Below are 17786 nucleotides of genomic sequence, written 5' to 3' on the forward strand. Positions count from 1 at the left end.
AGTTTTTTTTGGGGGGCTGCCCCTTCGGGTCGGGCTGTGCACTGGCTCGCAGGTCTGCTCGGCCCTGCAGTTTTTTCGCTTCGCTTCAAAAACTTGGGTCTGCGGCTTCGCCGCCCCAGTTTCCATCCCTCAGCCAAGGCGCTTCGCGCCTTTCTAGACGCAAAAAAGGACCAAAAGCATAACAGCTTTTAGCCCTTGGGGTTTTCGTTAAAATAATATGCCCACAGAAAGATGAGGCCGAATCATCCATTGTTCTGTAGCAATAAGGCTATTGTTAATTTCCATCTCATAAGCGGCCCGAATAAACTGGTAGCCAAAGCCCATATGCCAGCGAATATGTTTTTTGCCAGCAAAGCGGATACCTAGCTCGGGGCGGGCATAAAATCCACCTTTGGCGCCAAGCATTCTCCGGCTATCGTTCCACCAACCTGCAGAAGTAGCGGCGGTATCTAGCAAAGCCACATTATAGCCTACAGCCAAATTGTAAGTAAAGGCCCAAGGGCGTTTTGTCTTAAAATCTCCACGGATTTCTGCAAAAATGGGAATATGGCTAGAGGGCATAAAGCCATTAGACATACGCAGCATAGACAGGCCAGCGCCAAACATCAAGTTGGTTTTTTTGGCCCAACCTCCAGAAAACTGCATAAAGATACCCAGATCAGGCGCGCCCGTCTGCGTAATACTTCCGGGGATACCCATATTCAGAAAAAAGTAGCGGCGTTCGCTGTAGCTACTATCTCTACGGTTTTCTTCTCCCTTATTAGTGACCAATTCGGGGCGCTCGATCCGCTCTACTTCGCTTAAGGGATAAACCAGTTTGGTCCCTCCTTCAATCTCTACTCGAATATTTCCGTTCTCCCCATAATTGATAATCTTGCAGCGCAATTCGCTACCATTTTTCAAAATAACAAGATCGGGGTAGCCATTGTATTCTTTGCTTAGGCGTCTTTCGCTGCGGGGCGCTTTTAGCGCTCCATCTTGGGCATAGCTATAGGTCGACAAACAAAGACAGAACAAAAAAAGGTATATAGTTCGCATAGTTAATTGGAAATAGGGGGCTTAATAGGGCCTTAAAGATGCTAAAAAAGCAGCAAAAACAGAGAAGTGTTTTTGTTGCTCCAAATAAAACAATTCCTTATTCTTCTACCAAAATGCTGCTAATGCGTTGCAGTTGGTTGGGGTTGCTAATATCATACTGATAAAAGCCGTCGGGGCCAATCACTAGGGCCAAGTCATCAAAGGGAGAAGCAATGACATCATAGGCAGAGAAGCTGGCATCTTGCGCTATTAGGCTGCTGCCAATAGCATAATCATCGCTGGCATCAAAGATTTTGAGGCCCTCATCTCCATCGCAGAGATAGAGCAGGTTATTTTTCAGGCTCAAGCCATGCGGGTTATGCATAGGATGGCTAGTAATTAGCTGCGGGTCGCTTAGGTTGCTCACATCTACTACATCTAGCTGATTATTGTAGCTGTCGCAAATTCCACCGCCACGCAAGGTCACATAAGCGCGGTTGCCCTCTACATAAACGGGGTCGCAGGCGGTAGCATGCTCAAAGGTTCCGCTCAGTTGAGGGGCCGCAGGATCGGCTAGGCTATAGATATACATCCCGCTATTGCTTCCGATAAAGAGGTTATTTTCGTGCGGAAAAATCGTCTCGATGGTTGCCCAACCAATATTTTGTGGTCCTTGATAGCTCGGATTATCCAGTTGGCTAATATTAAAGACTCTAAGATTGGCTTCATCTACCGTATACAGATAATCGCCAGTAATGGTAAAACGGGCCATAGAGCCGCCTAGGCCTACGGCGGTGGCGGTACGGGCATTGCTTCCGTTACTTCCATTAGAGCTCCCCACCATTACGGGACTAATACTTTGGTCTTCTAGCTGAGGATTCCCCCAGCCGCCAGCCAAGGCATCTAGCTCGCTACAGTTTACTTTTCCGGTAACTTCTTCTTTGTGGTAAGCCACCAAAGAGCGACCTTCGGCATCCTGTCCGTAAGTTGGAAAAACGTCTTGGTCTCTGTCTAGCAACTGTACATTTTGCCAGTTCGAAATATCAATCGTGAGTAGGTCGGTATAATTGTCTGCATAGAGAATGTTGCCCTTAATGGCCATATCTAGGTTACCAATAATATTGATAAAGCCAATTTTCACGGCTGCGGCAGGATTGCTATTATCAAAAACGTGAATCCCTTCTAGTTGCTCATTGATGAGCAAGAAGTTGCGATAGATATAGAGTTTGCCTGGATTTTTGAGGGGCCGAGCGGGCAGCATCGTCAGGGGCTTGCGGTAATCCTCTCCATTTAGGTAAATGGGGTCATACTTAATGTAAGTCGTGGTGGTCTTACATTGGTCTTTAGTACAGCTTCCCAGGCCTAAGACAAGGGCCAGCAATCCGAGGTAGAAAAAGGATTTTAAGTACATAGATTATCTTGTTTAGTGGGGAGATAAATTTCTCATTTAAACTTTCCTCTAAAACGTTCGTCTTCCTTAATTCGTTGGACTGCTTGTTGCTTTTTGTCGATCTCGGATACCTTGAATTAAATCTTGGCGGCTCAGTTGTAGCATGGCGGCATAGGTTTGCACCTTTTGCGGGCCCATAATCGGAGCGGCTTCTTTGAGCAGGGCATCAACACTTTCTCTCGTTTTTTCTTCTTGGCCCAAGAGCAGCAGGCTATGCGATTTCCCCGCCCAATTATCATAATAGTAGATAATATTTTCTGGCTGTCGGTACTTTTTGCCTTTGGCTAGGCGGGCATCAAATAAGGTAATGCTTTTTTCATAGTACTCAAAGGCCTGCAAACTATCGCCTTCTAGGTCTTTAAAAAAGCCCAAAGATTGCCAGCCCTCTGCCAATTCGGGTTCTTGAGCTAGGCGTTGACGCAGGTATTTTTCGGCCTCGGCCATACGGCCTTCTTGCATTTCTAGAGCGGCCATATTGCTATACAGAAGGCCATAACTACTATCTTGGGCTAGAGCTTGTCTGTAATAATAGCGGGCCGAATCTAAATAAATTTCTTGCGTTTCAAAACTGATGGTAGGGTCGGTTTCGGCCTGTGTTTGGTAGCGAATACCGAGGTCATTTAGGCGGAGCACTTCTGCAGTCGCCTCATAGTTAGGGGGCAACCAGCCCTCTTCTGTATTTAGTTTAGCCGCTTCTTTGGCGGGCAAATTCTGTTGGTCTTGGCAGGCCGTTAGGCCCAAAAGGATAAACCCCAAACAAGATATAGATTTGAGCATTTGCATACGTTCTTTTTTTTTGCAAAGCTAAATATTATAAATAGAATAGCCAGCGGTCTTGCTGTTTTTTACGCCTCAGGCAGTACGCTACACTTAAATCCTTCTCCCTTTTCTAGATGCTTATTCGAAGCTTCTTTTTTTGGGGCCTGCCGCCTTCGGCGGCCGGGCTGTGTCAGGGCTCGCAGGTCTGCTCGGCCCTTCGCAAAATTCGCTACGCTCGTTTTGCTCGGTCTGCGGCTTTGCCGCCCCCTTATCCATCCCTAGGCCTGCGGCCCTTCGGGCCTTTGCGGCGGCTTCGCCGCCTGCTAGCTGTGGCTGCAGGTTAAAACCAGCAGCCATACAACAACCCCATTCTATATCTATAGTGCGGAGAGGGTTAAAATCCTCTACCGCTTTGAACAAGGGTTATTTTTTCTTCAGTTGTTTGATTTTGTTTTTGTCTCCCCCATAAATTTCATAAGAACCCTAGGGCCAAGGCCCTAGGCTATCGAAAAAATCGTCATCCCCTCATTCGAGGGGATTTTCTGTTCCACTAGGCTTCATCAGCAAAGAAGGGCTAAAATGTTTATTTATGGAGGGTTTCAACCCTCCATTGAACACAAAAATGCATTCGTTAATTGGCTGTAGGTTTCAACCTACAGGCCCATATAGCAGGCCCCTAGGGCCGCAGGCCTAGCGATGGTAGGCAGTGCGGCAAAGCCGCAGACCCAGCAAAAACTTGTTTTTTGCGCAGGGCCGAGCGAACAGCGAGCTGCCGAACGTAGCGCCGACGAGCGAAGCGAGGTGGAGGCCCCTAAACAACAGCGAGCCCCGACAACCAGCCTCGAAGAGGCGCCAGTTCGACGAAGTAAACGACAACAAGCCCTTTAGGGCGCAGTTCGACGACCGAAGGGAGTAACCGCCCGCCGAAGGCGGGAGGCCCCAAAAAATCGCTCTACTACCTTAGAGAGGAAGAACTCCAATGGCCATATTTAAGGAGTCTGTTCTTCGGGAACGATCAGACGTTGCTGACCTAAAGGAGGTAAATCTTTTGTTTGGGTGGGGCGGTCCATTTTATGGGCCAAAGTATAGTTTTTAGTCTATTGTTTCTTGGCTATATGGATTGTAGAGTGGTTCTGCGGCTAAAAAAATGGCCTAAGCGGTATGCTTAGGCCGTTTTGGGGGATGTATTCCGAATCAGTTCTAAGCGTACTTACCACAAAAAACGTTCTTATTTGGAGACAGTTGAAGAAAACACTATATTACATGGCGTAAGATCATTAGTTAGTTATTTTCACTAAACAAATCATGAACATAAAACACTTTTCAGTCCATTTTAAAGATGGACCTAGTTTCGTCAACCTCCCCTTTATTAAAAACACTTTAATGCTGGTTGGGAGTAATGGAGAAGGTAAAAGTCGTGTATTAAAAAGCTTTTACTTATTTCTTACTGGACAATGGGAAGTACTTCAAACTTTATCTGTAGAGTCAGCAGAAATGCAGTTCGAAGATGACTCTACATTACAGTTTAACAGTAATCATCTTAATGTAAATCAGGATGCTTTACAAAGTGCTTTCTTAAAAGAACAACCTAGATCAAATGATAGCTGGCAAGAAATAGTACACAACTACGAGAAGCAAAAAGCAGGGAGTCCACTTACACTCAAACAATACCTTGTAAAATATGAAGCCATTCTTACAGAAAGCTATGACTTTCCCCCAAACCTTATAAACAAGATCCTTACTCATGCAGAAGGAACACAACGTCTCGAACTAGATAAACAATTAACTCAAAAACTATCCTTGTCAAAGGAAAACAGTTTACTGATCTTATACTATCCTACATACAGACAGAGTGAACGTTCCTTTTCTGAAGTATTTCCAAGTCTAAAAGGCAGTCTAGCTACAGCTATCTTTAACAAGTACTCTAAATTCATATCTCCAGAAGAAAATCTAAGTAAAGACTTTGAAGATACAGAAGGTACAAATGAAGACTTTAAAGAGAATAGTATCCAATCTTTTATAGGTGATGAGCTAGAAGAGTATTACAGTAAAAATCAGAATAGACAAACCTCTGATAATATTGATCATCTAAGCTATGAGGAGGTAATTAACTTTGGAGGAGAGCCACTTTATCAGCAAATTATCCTAAGTGACGAACAAGCTGAAGAAAGAAGTGCCTTACTTAAGCAACTTTTAGGCACTTACTTCCCTAGTCTTTTATCAAAAATAAGCTTAGACACTACTGAGCGTCACGAAGATGTGCTCCAGCAATTTAACCAGCTTTCTTCAGGAGAAAAACAGCTGCTTGCCTTCTTAATTCCGTTAATCTACACCAAAGAAAAGCGTATCTATATGGTCATTGATGAGCCGGAGATTTCGTTTGACACAAACTGGCAACGTCAATTTTTAACCGTTCTAAATACCTTTTTCAAAAAAAATCTTCTAGAAAGTGACGATGATAGTATGGCTAACACTCAGAAATTAGTAGGTATTTGTATAGCGAGTCACTCCCCCTTTTTAATCAAAAAAGATTTTAATAATTACCTATGGGGATTATCTAGATTTTTAACTAAACCCAATTCAAATAATAATGGCTGAAGATAGTTTTTTCATACAAGAAGGTGCAGAACAAGAGGGAATTATAAACCTTCAAAAAGAGATAAGCAAATTATCTAAGATGTATAAAGTAATCTGTGTTGTAGAAGGTGGTGATGATGTCTTGTTTTACAGGCCTCTAGTAGCTGAAGTTTTTACTAAAATTGGAAATATTACCACTTTAGATATAGGTTTTTTAGTTACTTCAGGTAAGAGTGCAAACTTAGCACTTGCTGAAGAAATAAATAGTCGTCCAACACGATACAAAACCTTTCAAAATAATCAGCATCTATACTACATGCATTTTGTAGATCGAGATCAAGATAGCTATTTACTGCATTTTGCAAAAGCAAAGCTTTCATGTGAAAATTTCATCCATGAATACCCTAAGATCTATACATATCCAAATGTTTTCATAACAAAGTACTACTCATATGAAAGTTACTTTTTAGAAGGAATTGACAGCTCCGTTCATCAAACAAATTTATATAGAATTACTGAGCGAATTACTGAATACAATCAACTAGGTGGTGGTGGTGACAATACTCCATCTTCTTGGGTTGAGAAATGTGAAATAGGAGTTGCTTCTCTTTTTACAAATGAAGCAACAACTGCATTTATAGAAAAAATCAGGTCTATCCGGCAACACATACTTTATCTTGGAGCACTAGATATTCTCCAACGCATAAAACATAATACAGAAGATAATGTCCCTGCTATAAATGATGCTCAGGGCATGATTATATCTCAAAGATTTAATACCAAGAATAATCTTCTTAAGAAGATCCGAACTACTTCTCAAGATTTAACTATGAAAGAAGTAGAATTTATTATATCGTCTTCTGAAGAAATAAAAAAAGAGCAGCTTCCTTCTGAACTCTTCAGCGAAGAAGATGTAAATAATATAATAAATGAAATAAAAAAACTTGAAGGAGATGAGGGCCAACTCTGGCTAAAAGTATTTAAGGGTAAAAATTTTTCTCCAGTTTTATCAGAAGGACTTAAGGGTATAAATCTTATATTTAAGGACGAAAAGCTCCCCTTTGTTCAAAACCTCAAAGGCATTTTCCCTGCTCTAACCTATTACTTCCACCAAGAAAGAATCTTTCCCCAAGACATCAAGGATTTCTTAGAAGAAAACTATAAACAATTTACAAACGAACAATCAGCATAAAACATGAGTGATATAAAGTACAAAACACTCCGGTCAGTACTAGATGAAGGACTTTTCACCATTCCAAACTATCAAAGAGGCTATAGCTGGAAAGAAAAACACTTAGAAGACCTATGGAAAGATATAAATAGACTATACAAAAGAATATACCATAAAGAAGGAGACAAAAAAAAGGAAAATTTTTACCACTATACAGGGTCTTTATTGGTCACTTGTGTTGATGAAAACAAATACCCACTCATATGGAAAGAAAAATGGTGGGGGGGGATGAGTAGCCTAAAAGTTTATGATATAGTAGATGGTCAGCAACGCCTAACAAGCATTCTTATATTTTTATTAACCTTGTATGAGCGAGGTAATAAGTCTAAATATGTTCTAAAGAATCCAGCTAATGGACAACCACTTCAAGGAGAATACATTGGGTTTGGTCTTAATTTATTCATCATGAATGATGATGAAAAAAAATTTAAATTATCATACTACAGTGAAAACCCTTTAAATGAATATCTTACCAAAACTATATTTCAAGATATACCCACTCCTGTTCAAGCTAGTGTATATGCAGAGAAATTAGACATGGCTAAAAAGTTTTGGCGAACCAAAGTTGATTCTCATATCGACACTGAAGATAAATTCCAAGCCTACTGTCAGTTAATAATGAATCACCTCAAATTTGACTTTCGAGAAATTGATTCTGAGTTAAATACTCACATGATTTTTGAAACAGTTAATAGTCGAGGAAAAGCTTTATCAAATTTAGAAAAACTCAAAAATAGATTACTCTATTTGTGCTCTCTTAAGACACAAGTAGCTGCTAGTGGTGACGAAAAAGTCAACTCTACAATTAAAGTAGTCAATAGTAGTTGGACAAAAATTTATGAGCTACTGGGTAAACACCCTCGGTTATTTGAAACGGATGATGCCCTACTAAATAGCCATTGGATTGCAACAGATTCTTTTTCAAAAGAGAAAGAACCTTATAAAAAAGCACTCTTTGATATAATATTTGATGTCGATAAGAATTTTCCTGCAGAGTTAGATTTCCCTACAGGTGGCAGCGAAATGATTGACAAGATCAGTCACTATGCACTTTCGCTAAAACGTGCAGCTAAATTTTGGTACTTAATCCGTCATCCTGAAGATGCTTGGAATGATAAAGATCGTGAGATTTTGTTTCCAAATTATAGTAAGGAAATTTTTGTTCGCTTAAAACGGATTATAGATTTACAGAATAGCAATTTTACGCCTTTTTTCTTAGCTAACTTTATGGCAATTGAAGAAAAACGGGACTTAAATGGTTTAGATGGAGCTCTAAAGTATTTAAAAATACTAGAAGCATTTACGCTACTAATCTACAAAGTATCGGGACGCCGTTCTTTTACTGGACGCAGCCACTTTAGAAACCTAGCATCTCATTACTATAATTGTAGAATCTCGATGGACAATCTCAATTCCAAATCTTTCAGGGAGAGAAGAGTTAATGATATTGACCAGCATATGACAAAAGTAATCTCTGATTGGGTGATTCCACCTGATGGATATCTAAGATATGACCAACTTAAGTTAAGTCTAGAAGAGCATTTTCGCAATGAGTTTGGATATGAAAGTTACAACAAACTGTCCTATATTCTTAGTCGCTTTTATTATGAAGAAAAAGTTTCAGGTTTGGAAAAACTAAACTTAGCTGAAAATGGCGAAGCCGTACAGCTTTATAATGAACAAGACTTACATGATGCAAACTGGAAGACCGCTAACAAAAGTATTAAAGCTCATTACAGCCTAGGCAACTACTATTACCTCACTGGTGATAAATTGAAAGAATTTAGATCGGCTCTATCGATAGAAGAAAAAAAGGAAATTTTAGCTAAAGTTGGTTATGAAGACATTATTGACTGCACTAAAGAAGATTTTGCCAAACGAGGAATCAAAATCTGGAAATACATTTTACTTAATGCATATGCCGATGAAGGTCAAGAATTAGATATTGACTTCGCAAAAGATGACGAAAAACTTCGAGGTCTTTTATTCCTAGATCGATAATGAATTGTAGAGAAAAGTCTATAAGCTTGTATTTGCTTATAGGCTTTTCTTTAATCGTCCAATTAGCAACAAACAAACAGCTTTACCGCCATGGCCGAAGGCCAAACGGCAAAGGCCAAATGAAAGCTCTGCCACTTCTATCCTTTGCTTTAATTTCCTGCTATTCTGCGTTATTTTTCTCCCCCATAGCTAGGGCTATGCCTTTAAAAAATGCCTTGACTAGCCTGAAATTTTTATCAAAGGATGGCCAAAGCGCAGGACTTCCATTTGGCCTAGCGATGTGCAGGGGTGGCCGAAGGCCAGACCAAGCGGGCGCAGCCCGTGCAGGGCCGAGCGAGCAGCGAGCCCCGAAACGACAACAAGCCCTTTAGGGCGCAGTTCGACGACCAACGGGAGTAACCGCCGCAAGGCAAAGCCGCAACGGAGGCCCCAAATCCCTCCCCCACAAAATATTTTAGGCATTTCTCCCCTACTTATGCTTAGGGCTTCTTACATTTGCGAGAATCTAATACAGCGAACATTTGGAAAAGAAGGAACTACCCAAAATATCTATTGTTACCGTAGCTTATAATTGCGAAGCGGTTTTGGCCCAAACCATGGAATCGGTGGCGGCCCAGGATTATCCCAATATTGAATACCTCATTATTGATGGGGGCAGTAAGGATAATACGCTAAAGATTGTAGAGCAATATGGAGAGCAGGTGGATTTTTTGCTCTCGGAGCCAGACAAAAATAATTATGATGCCATGAATAAGGGCATGAAACACGCCACCGGCGATTATGTCTGGTTTTTGCATGCTGGCGATCTGGCCCTAGAACCCACTACCCTCAGCCAAGCTTTTGCAGCCGGACAAAATGATGATTTTGTCTATGGCCGAGTGAAAGTACTGGATGAAGCCGGAACCGAAATCCCTTGGCATAAACAGCATCCCTCGCCAGAGGAGTTGAGCTGGAAAAGCTTTCGGAATGGGATGGTGATTTGCCATCAGGCCATGTTTCCACATAAAGATATTTGGACCGATTACCGCTTTGAGGATTATGGCCTAGTGGCCGATCTCGATTGGTCGATCCGTACGCTCCAACAAGCCAAAAGCTTTCGAGATACCGAAACGGTGCTTTGTTCCTTTCTCAAAGGAGGACTCTCGGCAAAAAACCGCAGAGCTTCTCTGATTGAGCGATTCCATATTCTTCGCCAGCATTTTGGCCTCTTCCCCACCCTATGGGAGCATGTTCAGATCTTTGGGCAGGCCATCAAAAGAGGTAAAATTTCACACTAAAGTTAAGTTAGCGTCTCATGAAAAAAGCATTAATTACGGGTATTAACGGACAAGACGGCTCTTATTTGGCCGAGTTTCTTCTCGATAAAGGCTATGAAGTTTGGGGAATCCTCAAGCGAAATTCTGTAGCCGAAAACCAAACCTATCGCCTCAATGATATTTATGGGCACGAACGCCTCAAACTGGCTTATGCCGATATGCTCGATATGGCTTCGCTGATTCAGGTTTTGCAGAAGGCCCAACCCTCTGAAATCTATAATTTGGCCGCTCAATCTCATGTTCGCATTAGCTTTGACCAACCTATTTATACCGCTCAGGTGACGGGGATGGGTACCCTGAATTTGCTGGAGGCCGTGCGCCTAACTTGTCCCAATGCCCGCATCTATCAAGCCAGCTCTTCAGAGATGTTTGGCAATAATATCGATGCCGATGGCTACCAAAGAGAGACCACGCCCATGAATCCGGTTTCTCCTTATGGTTGCGCCAAGGTGTTCTCCTATAATATCTGCCGCAATTATCGCAACTCTTACAAAATGTATATCTCTAATGGCATTCTCTTTAACCATGAGTCGCCTAGACGAGGAGTGAATTTTGTAACGAATAAAGTAGCCAAAGAGGCGGTGCGCATCAAATTGGGCTATACGGATAAGCTGATTTTAGGAAATACTCAATCTACCCGAGATTGGGGACATGCCAAGGATTATGTGCGCGCTATGTGGATGATTTTGCAGCAAGAACAGGCCGATGATTTTGTTTGCGCTACGGGCATTTCACATTCGGTCCAATATCTAGTCGATTATGTTTTTGCTCGCTTAGGTTTGGATACCGAGACGCAGCTGACGACTTCTGAGCGCTATTTCCGCCCCGAAGAATTGCACGACCTAAAAGGTGATGCTAGCAAAGCTAAAGAACTGCTAGGCTGGATCCCCGAATATAGCTTCGAGCAGATGATGGACGAGATGGTCGATCACTGGTTTGATTTTTATGAGAAAAATCCTAATATCCGCAGTTAAGTTATGATAAAACGATTAGTGACTGGCGGCACGGGCATGGTGGGTTCTGCTATTCCAGCCGACCTGAAAATTGGCCGCAAAGATTGCAATTTGAGCGATTGGCAGGCCGTTAATGCCTTTTTTGAAAAAGAAAAGCCCGAGGAGGTCATTCATACCGCCGCTAAGGTGGGGGGCGTTTGGGCCAATATGCAGCAAAAAGGAGATTTCTTTCGAGAAAATGTCTTGATGAATACCCATGTTATTGAGGCCGCCCGCCTGCATGGAACCAAGCGCTTGCTGGCCTTTTTGTCCACCTGTGTGTTTCCCGACCAAGTGAGCTACCCTCTCAATCCGCAAAAGATCCATTTGGGTCCCCCTCACCGCTCCAATGACGCCTATGCCTATGCCAAACGCATGGTCGATGTGCAATTGCAGGCCTATCGAGAGCAGTATGGTTTGGAGTATGTTTCGGTCATTCCCACCAATATTTATGGACCCAACGACCTCTTTGATTTGGAAAATGGACATGTGGTGCCCGCCCTCATTCATCGCTGCTTTTTGGCTCGTGAAAAAGGCGAAGATTTATCGGTTTGGGGATCAGGCAAACCCCTCAGAGAGTTCATTTTTTCAGAAGATGTGGCGCAGCTGAGTGACTGGGCCGTCAGCAATTATACCGAGGCCGAACCTTTGATTTTCTCTACTTCCGAGGAGGTCTCTATCAAAGAAATGGTCGAGATGATTGTCGAGCTCTTAAACTTTAAGGGCAAGCTCATCTGGCAAAGCGATAAACCCGATGGGCAGTTTCGCAAACCCAGCGACAACAGTAAAATTCGTTCGCTGCTGCCCAACTTTCAATTTACGCCAGTTTATGAGGGCCTAAAGAAAACAATTAGCTGGTTTGAGGAGAATTATCCGCAGATCCGAAAGTAGTTGGTCCGCTGTTTATTCCTGTTTTTTTGGGGCGTTACTCCTTTCAGTCGTCGAACTGCGCCCTAAAGGGCTTGTTGTCGCTGCGGCTACGCCTTGCGGCGCTACGTTTACTCCCTTTGGTCGTCGAACTGGCGCCCCTATAGGGGCTGGTTGTCGGGGCTCGCAGATGTTTTGGGGCCTCCGCCTCCCTTCGGTCGTCGGCGCTACGCTTCAGGGCTCGCAGGTCTGCTCGGCCCTTCGTCGCTTCGCTCCTTGGTCTGCGGCTTCGCCGCCCCCTTTCGCATCGCTAGGCCAGGCCTCCCTTCGGTCGGCCTTCACAAAAGCTTAAGAAAATATTAAACCTTATAACCCAAAAAGGCTCAAAGCAATAGTTTTGAGCCTTTTTTTATGCTTGGCAACAAATACTATTTTTTTTTTATTTAAAAAAATGTACATTAGCGCAAGAACACCAATCCTCAAATAATTATGATGACTGAAGATTGGGTATATGTTTTACTTTCTGTAGTAAAGGGCTATAATCTTAAGCTTTTTACTAATGAAGAAAAAGCGATGGACTGGCTAAAACAACTCTAAAGGATTAGCGTAAAATTAACAGCTAGTTCATTCTTACAATTAAATTATTTTAAAATAATTTAATTAGCTTCGGCCCTCAAACAATACTTAAAAATTCTGATGAACAACAAACAGCTAGAACTACTCAAAACTATTGGCCCAACACAATACTATAGAACAGCAGATAATTTTATATACTTAAATTCAGAACAAGAAAATGTTCCCTTAGAGCTAGAGCATATGAAAAGTAGTTATCTCTATCTAAAAGAGCTGTCTACTCAAGAAAATAGGCCCTTAAAAGTACTTGTTGATTTTTCTAAAGTACGGAGAATTGCTAAAGAAACTAGAGAGTATATGCGTAGTGCAGAAGCAAAAAGCTTCTCTCCTTATATTCAAGGCACTGCACTAATTACCTGTAGTCAGCTCTCTAAAATGCTAGGGAACTTTGTGTTGGGCACCCTAAAAGGCGATCAAGAAACTAGGCTTTTTACTAATGAAGAAAAAGCCCTTGACTGGCTAAAACAGCTCTAAAGGAGCATGAAAATTTAGCATTTTTTATTTAGTTTTGTTACCTTGAGTTTTACAAGGGCCTTCTGGCCATAAAACAACATAAAGATGGACTTTCTTAACGATGAAGATCGCTTAAATAACCTCATTGAAGTCATTAGTGGAATGGCTGGCCTTGATTTTTCACAAAAGGCCCTTGTTGATGAGTCTGACAACCCACTAAACACAATTGCTCTAGGTATCAATATGTTAGCAGAGGAGCTAGAGTCTTCTGTGGTCAGTCGTTCTGAATTGGAGGAACAAAACGAAGAATTAGAACGTCTAACCCGTGAGCAGGAAGGGGCGCTACTAGAGATGTCGACGCCTATCGCCCAGCTTTGGGAAGGAATCTTGTTACTTCCTTTGGTTGGTTTTATGGATGCTAAACGTGCAGAAGATGTTTTGCATACGGTTTTGCATGAAATTGCTCGCAGTCAGGCCAAAATTTTCATCCTAGATATTTCTGGTGTGACGGTAGTAGATACTTTTGTGGCGAATCATTTTATTAAGATTGCCAAAGCGACTCGCTTGATGGGCTGCCGCTCTATTTTGTCGGGGATTACGCCTGCGGTTTCTCAAACTATTGTGGACCTAGGCATTGATATTGACAAATTGAAGACGACGGGCAGCATGAAAGATGCCCTAGATTATGCCTTCCGCCAAACGGGCTTTCAGCTGGATCGCCAAGATGAGGAAGAAGATTAAATAAGGGCCTCAAAAAGAATATTCAGCCATTTTCTGTCTAAGTTGCCAGAAAATGGCTTTTCTTTGCCTCTAGGAAAAGGGGCGCTTTGGTCCAAATAGCGGCTAAAGCCGCTATATCATAAACATGCCTTTGGCGGCGGAATCGCCGCATTGGCTGAGGGATGGATAGCAGTGGCCCGAAGGGGCAGACCCAGCAAAATGAGCGAAGCGAATTTTGTGCAGGGCCGAGCGAACAGCGAGCTGCGACACAGCCCGACCCGACCATAGGGAGGGGCAGCCCCAAAAAAAGAACAGTAAAAATAAAAGCGTCTTGAGTAAGTATCAAAAAATACAGATTAAGCAGGCCGTAGGGGTAGTGGGGGCCGGTAGTTTTGGCCTGACCATAGCGGGTTTGCTAGCCGAAAATGTGGAGGATATTCTGATTTATACCCGCAGAGAAGAAAGTAAGGCTAAAATGCAGGCTAGGGAGGGAGAATATGCCCAGCTTTCGCCTAAAATTAGGATTACCACCTCTTTGGAAGAAGTGGCCCGGGATTGTCAGCTTATTTTTCCGGTGATCCCCTCTAAGGGTTTTAGGAGCATGATGCAGCAATTGGGGCCCTTGCTCAATCCGCAACACTTTTTGATTCATGCCACCAAGGGCTTGGATAGTTCTTTGGCGCCTAAGGAAGGAAAAATCAAGCCCGAGCATATAAAAACCATGAGCCAGCTGATTGAATTGGAGAGCTTGGCTTGTCGGGTGGGTTGCCTTTCTGGCCCTAATTTGGCCTCTGAAATTCAGGAGCATCAGCCAGCGGCTACGCTCATTGCCAGCAAATATACCGAAGTCATTAAGATGGGACAGGCAGCCTTGCGCAGCTCTCGTTTTCAGGTTTATGGCACCCATGATATTTTGGGAGCCGAGCTAGCGGGCGCCCTAAAGAATGTGGTGGCTTTGGCGGCTGGACTTTTGGGTGGAAAGGGCTTGGGCATGAATATTTGGGCCTTATTGGTTACTCGTGGACTTTCCGAGATGGTTCATATTGGCAAAGCGATGGGCGCCGATGTAAAAGCCTTTTTGGGTGTAGCGGGAATTGGAGATTTGATTGCCACCGCCTCTTCGACCAAAAGCCGAAATTATAAGGCGGGAGTAGCTTTGGCCCAAGGCACCCCCATGCAAGAAATTGTGGGGGCAGATGGCGATATGGTAGAGGGTTTTCGGACGCTGGAGATTATCAACCAGCTTTGTCAGGCCCTAGAAATCAATAGCCCCATTTTTGAAATTGTGCATCGGGTGGTGTTTAAGGGGATGGAGCTAGAGCGGGCCATTCATTTTCTCATGACCTACCCTTATGCGGTAGATGTAGACTTTTTATAGGATGCGGTATTATTGGCAAATTTTGGGCATCTTAATTTTGCTTTGGCTGGGCCTTTTTGCCTTGGCCAAAATAGAACTGCCGCCAAGTTGGAGTATTTCATTTGATGCGCCTGGCCTAAGAGCCTGGCTGCAAGATGAAGAAGTAGAGGAGCAAGCAGTTCGTCTGCCTCAAAGCGATAGCTTGGTTCAAGAGAAGGAGCAAAAAGAAGATAAAACGGCGGCCAAGAGCCAGCAAGATAGCAGCTCAAAATATATCTTATTGGCTGGCGACTCTATGATTGAGCATTTTAAGGCGACGATCAAGAAGGAAGCTAGGGCTCATGGGCATCAAATCATTAGCTGCATTTGGTATGGCTCGCATACGACCCAATGGAGCAAAAAGAAAAAGCTCAAGGAGTTAATCAAGGACTATCAGCCCGATATTATTTTCTTTTCGGTAGGGGGAAATGAAACCCTCTTTAGAAATATAGAAGATCGCCGGCCTTACATTAGGGATATCAAGGCGCAGGCCAAGGGGATTCCCTTTATCTGGATTGGCCCGCCCAACTGGAAAGAGGATAATGGCTTTAACCAGATTTTGAAAGAAGAAATTGGCGATAGCTGCTACTACCCTTCTATTGAATTGCGCAATCAGTTGGCCCGAAAAAGCGATGGGGCGCACCCCACACGAAAGGCCAGCGTTATTTGGGCCAAGGCCTATTTAGAGTGGTTTGCCCAGCAAAGTGCCTATAAAAATCACTGCTGGATTTGGCCCTCTTTGCCCAAGGCAGAGCGGCGATCTTATGTCAAAACCGAATTAGACAGCCTTTTGCCACAGCGGGCATTGGGACATTCGGTCCGTATTCTAGAACTCAACAAATAAGCGAGATGCAAGCGCTCTTAGACCTGCTGACTTATCAGGAGAATATGCCCTTTATCTTTAATAGTGGCCGTTTTCTCTTCTTTTTCAGCCTTTTATTTGCAGCCTATGGCTTGGTGGTGGGCCATAAAACGGCTCGCTTGGCCTATTTGACGGCCTTTAGCCTGCTTTTCTACTATATTTCTAGTGGGGGTTTTCTGCTATTACTGCTCTTTTGTATCCTCTTCAATTTCTTTTTTGCCCAATTACTGCCTCCTAAAGAGGAGGAAAAATCGCCGCCAGCACTCTTAAGCCTGGGCATTTTGGTCAATCTTAGCTTTTTGCTCTATTATAAGTACGCCAATTTTTTTATTGGCAACCTCAACGGCTTGGGCTTAGATTATCCTTTGATTCACAATTTGGTCTTGCCCGTGGGCATTTCCTTTTTTACCTTTCAGACGATTAGTTATTTGGTGGATGTGCGGCAGGGAAAGATTCCCGCAGCTACTTCTTTGCTCGATTTTGCCTTTTACCTCAGTTTTTTTCCGCAATTGGTGGCGGGGCCCATTGTGCGGGCTATTGATTTTCTGCCCCAATTGGGACGCAAAATTTATTATCGGCCAGCTCGGGAAGAGGAGGCCAACAGCAAGGCTTTTTTCTTAAATAAAGCGCTTTTGGGCACAGGGCTTTTCCTTATTCTAAAGGGTTTACTCAAAAAGGCGCTTTTAGCCGATTATCTGGGCCAATATGTAGATTTGGTCTTTAGTCAGCCCGAAGGACAAACGGCCTTAGAGGCTTTGCTGGGCATTTATGCCTATACGATCCAGATTTATGGCGACTTTTCGGGCTATTCGGATATGGCGATTGGCATTGCCTTGCTTTTGGGTTTTGAGCTGCCCGACAACTTCCGTCGGCCCTACCGCGCCTTGAATATTACAGATTTTTGGCGGCGTTGGCACATCAGTTTATCTTCTTGGTTGCGCGACTATATCTATATTCCCTTGGGGGGCAACCGCAAGGGGCCGCTTAAGCAATATCTCTTTTTGATGATCACCATGTTGGTCGGTGGGTTTTGGCATGGAGCCTCTTGGGCCTTTGTGTTTTGGGGCGGCATGCATGGTTTGGGCTTGATGTTGCACAAAGCCTGGAAACTTTGGGCCAATCGGCCCAAGGGCAAAGTTTGGGCGGTTTTGGCTTGGGTCCTCAACTTTCATTTTGTGGCCTTTCTTTGGGTCTATTTTCGGATGGGCAGCTTTGAGGGCAGCAATTTATTGATTGGCCGCTTGTTTACCCATTGGCAAGCCGCCCAATGGGAAGCCTTCTGGCTGGCTCGGCCTACGGTGGTCGTCTTTTTGGGCTTGGCCCTTTTGCTGCATTCGTTTTCGGATAAAGACAAGCAGAATATGCAAAACTTTTTTGGGCAGCTGCCTTGGGCCTTTCAAGCGTTGATTTTTTTGTTGGCCCTTGTCCTCATTTTTCAGTTTCAATCGGCTGATGTGGCGCCTTTTATTTACTTTCAGTTTTAAACAAAAAAAGGTCCTTTCTAGTTTAGAA

The 17786-nt window shown here is 43.3% G+C and carries 14 protein-coding genes; 11 read left to right on the forward strand and 3 right to left on the reverse strand.

The annotated features are described in order from the left end of the window. Window positions 1–207 precede the first annotated feature (207 nt). The 3 genes from SAPGRDRAFT_RS00960 to SAPGRDRAFT_RS00970 all read right to left on the reverse strand — a co-directional run bounded on the left by SAPGRDRAFT_RS00960 (window position 208) and on the right by SAPGRDRAFT_RS00970 (window position 3250). Window positions 208–1038 (reverse strand): hypothetical protein, encoded by an 831-nt coding sequence (locus SAPGRDRAFT_RS00960; protein WP_002656441.1) that lies wholly within the window; start codon window positions 1036–1038, stop codon window positions 208–210. A 97-nt stretch (window positions 1039–1135) separates the two neighbouring features. Continuing rightward, complete coding sequence (locus SAPGRDRAFT_RS00965; protein WP_002656443.1) at window positions 1136–2428, reverse strand: LVIVD repeat-containing protein; 1293 nt, start codon at window positions 2426–2428, stop codon at window positions 1136–1138. Window positions 2429–2494: 66 nt separating this feature from the next. After that, window positions 2495–3250, reverse strand: coding sequence for a hypothetical protein (locus tag SAPGRDRAFT_RS00970; protein WP_002656445.1), 756 nt, complete (start codon window positions 3248–3250; stop codon window positions 2495–2497). 1281 nt (window positions 3251–4531) lie between these two features. On the opposite strand from SAPGRDRAFT_RS00970, the gene SAPGRDRAFT_RS00985 reads away from it, so the two are divergent. From SAPGRDRAFT_RS00985 to SAPGRDRAFT_RS01040, 11 genes are all read left to right on the forward strand, one after another. After that, window positions 4532–5824, forward strand: a complete 1293-nt coding sequence (locus SAPGRDRAFT_RS00985; protein ID WP_002656447.1) for an AAA family ATPase — start codon at window positions 4532–4534, stop codon at window positions 5822–5824. Then, entirely contained in the window at window positions 5817–6995 is a 1179-nt protein-coding gene (locus SAPGRDRAFT_RS00990) for a hypothetical protein (protein WP_002656449.1), read from the forward strand. Before SAPGRDRAFT_RS00985 ends, SAPGRDRAFT_RS00990 begins: the two co-directional genes overlap by 8 nt. Before the next feature lie 3 nt (window positions 6996–6998). Next, window positions 6999–9035, forward strand: a complete 2037-nt coding sequence (locus tag SAPGRDRAFT_RS00995; protein ID WP_002656452.1) for a DUF262 domain-containing protein — start codon at window positions 6999–7001, stop codon at window positions 9033–9035. A gap of 521 nt (window positions 9036–9556) precedes the next feature. Beyond that, entirely contained in the window at window positions 9557–10312 is a 756-nt protein-coding gene (locus SAPGRDRAFT_RS01005) for a glycosyltransferase family 2 protein (RefSeq protein ID WP_002656454.1), read from the forward strand. Window positions 10313–10329: 17 nt separating this feature from the next. Continuing rightward, window positions 10330–11325, forward strand: a complete 996-nt coding sequence (locus tag SAPGRDRAFT_RS01010) for a GDP-mannose 4,6-dehydratase (protein WP_002656456.1) — start codon at window positions 10330–10332, stop codon at window positions 11323–11325. Window positions 11326–11328: 3 nt separating this feature from the next. Beyond that, window positions 11329–12234: a GDP-L-fucose synthase family protein gene (locus SAPGRDRAFT_RS01015; RefSeq protein WP_002656458.1), complete on the forward strand. Its 906-nt coding sequence runs from the start codon at window positions 11329–11331 to the stop codon at window positions 12232–12234. A 672-nt stretch (window positions 12235–12906) separates the two neighbouring features. Then, the gene (locus SAPGRDRAFT_RS01020) at window positions 12907–13317 is read left to right on the forward strand and encodes a DUF7793 family protein (protein WP_002656461.1); all 411 of its coding nucleotides are present in this window, start codon (window positions 12907–12909) and stop codon (window positions 13315–13317) included. A gap of 84 nt (window positions 13318–13401) precedes the next feature. Then, entirely contained in the window at window positions 13402–14037 is a 636-nt protein-coding gene (locus SAPGRDRAFT_RS01025) for an STAS domain-containing protein (RefSeq protein ID WP_002656464.1), read from the forward strand. Between the two features lie 310 nt (window positions 14038–14347). After that, a complete protein-coding gene (locus SAPGRDRAFT_RS01030; RefSeq protein ID WP_002656465.1) occupies window positions 14348–15394 on the forward strand; it encodes an NAD(P)H-dependent glycerol-3-phosphate dehydrogenase in 1047 nt (348 codons plus the stop codon). Window position 15395: 1 nt separating this feature from the next. Beyond that, window positions 15396–16256: an SGNH/GDSL hydrolase family protein gene (locus SAPGRDRAFT_RS01035; protein WP_002656467.1), complete on the forward strand. Its 861-nt coding sequence runs from the start codon at window positions 15396–15398 to the stop codon at window positions 16254–16256. Window positions 16257–16261: 5 nt separating this feature from the next. Next, on the forward strand, window positions 16262–17758 hold the full coding sequence (locus SAPGRDRAFT_RS01040; protein ID WP_002656469.1) for an MBOAT family O-acyltransferase: 1497 nt from the start codon (window positions 16262–16264) through the stop codon (window positions 17756–17758). Window positions 17759–17786: the final 28 nt, after the last annotated feature.

This window comes from Saprospira grandis DSM 2844 (assembly GCF_000275825.1).
In the GTDB taxonomy this organism is placed as follows: Bacteria; Bacteroidota; Bacteroidia; order Chitinophagales; family Saprospiraceae; genus Saprospira; species Saprospira grandis_A.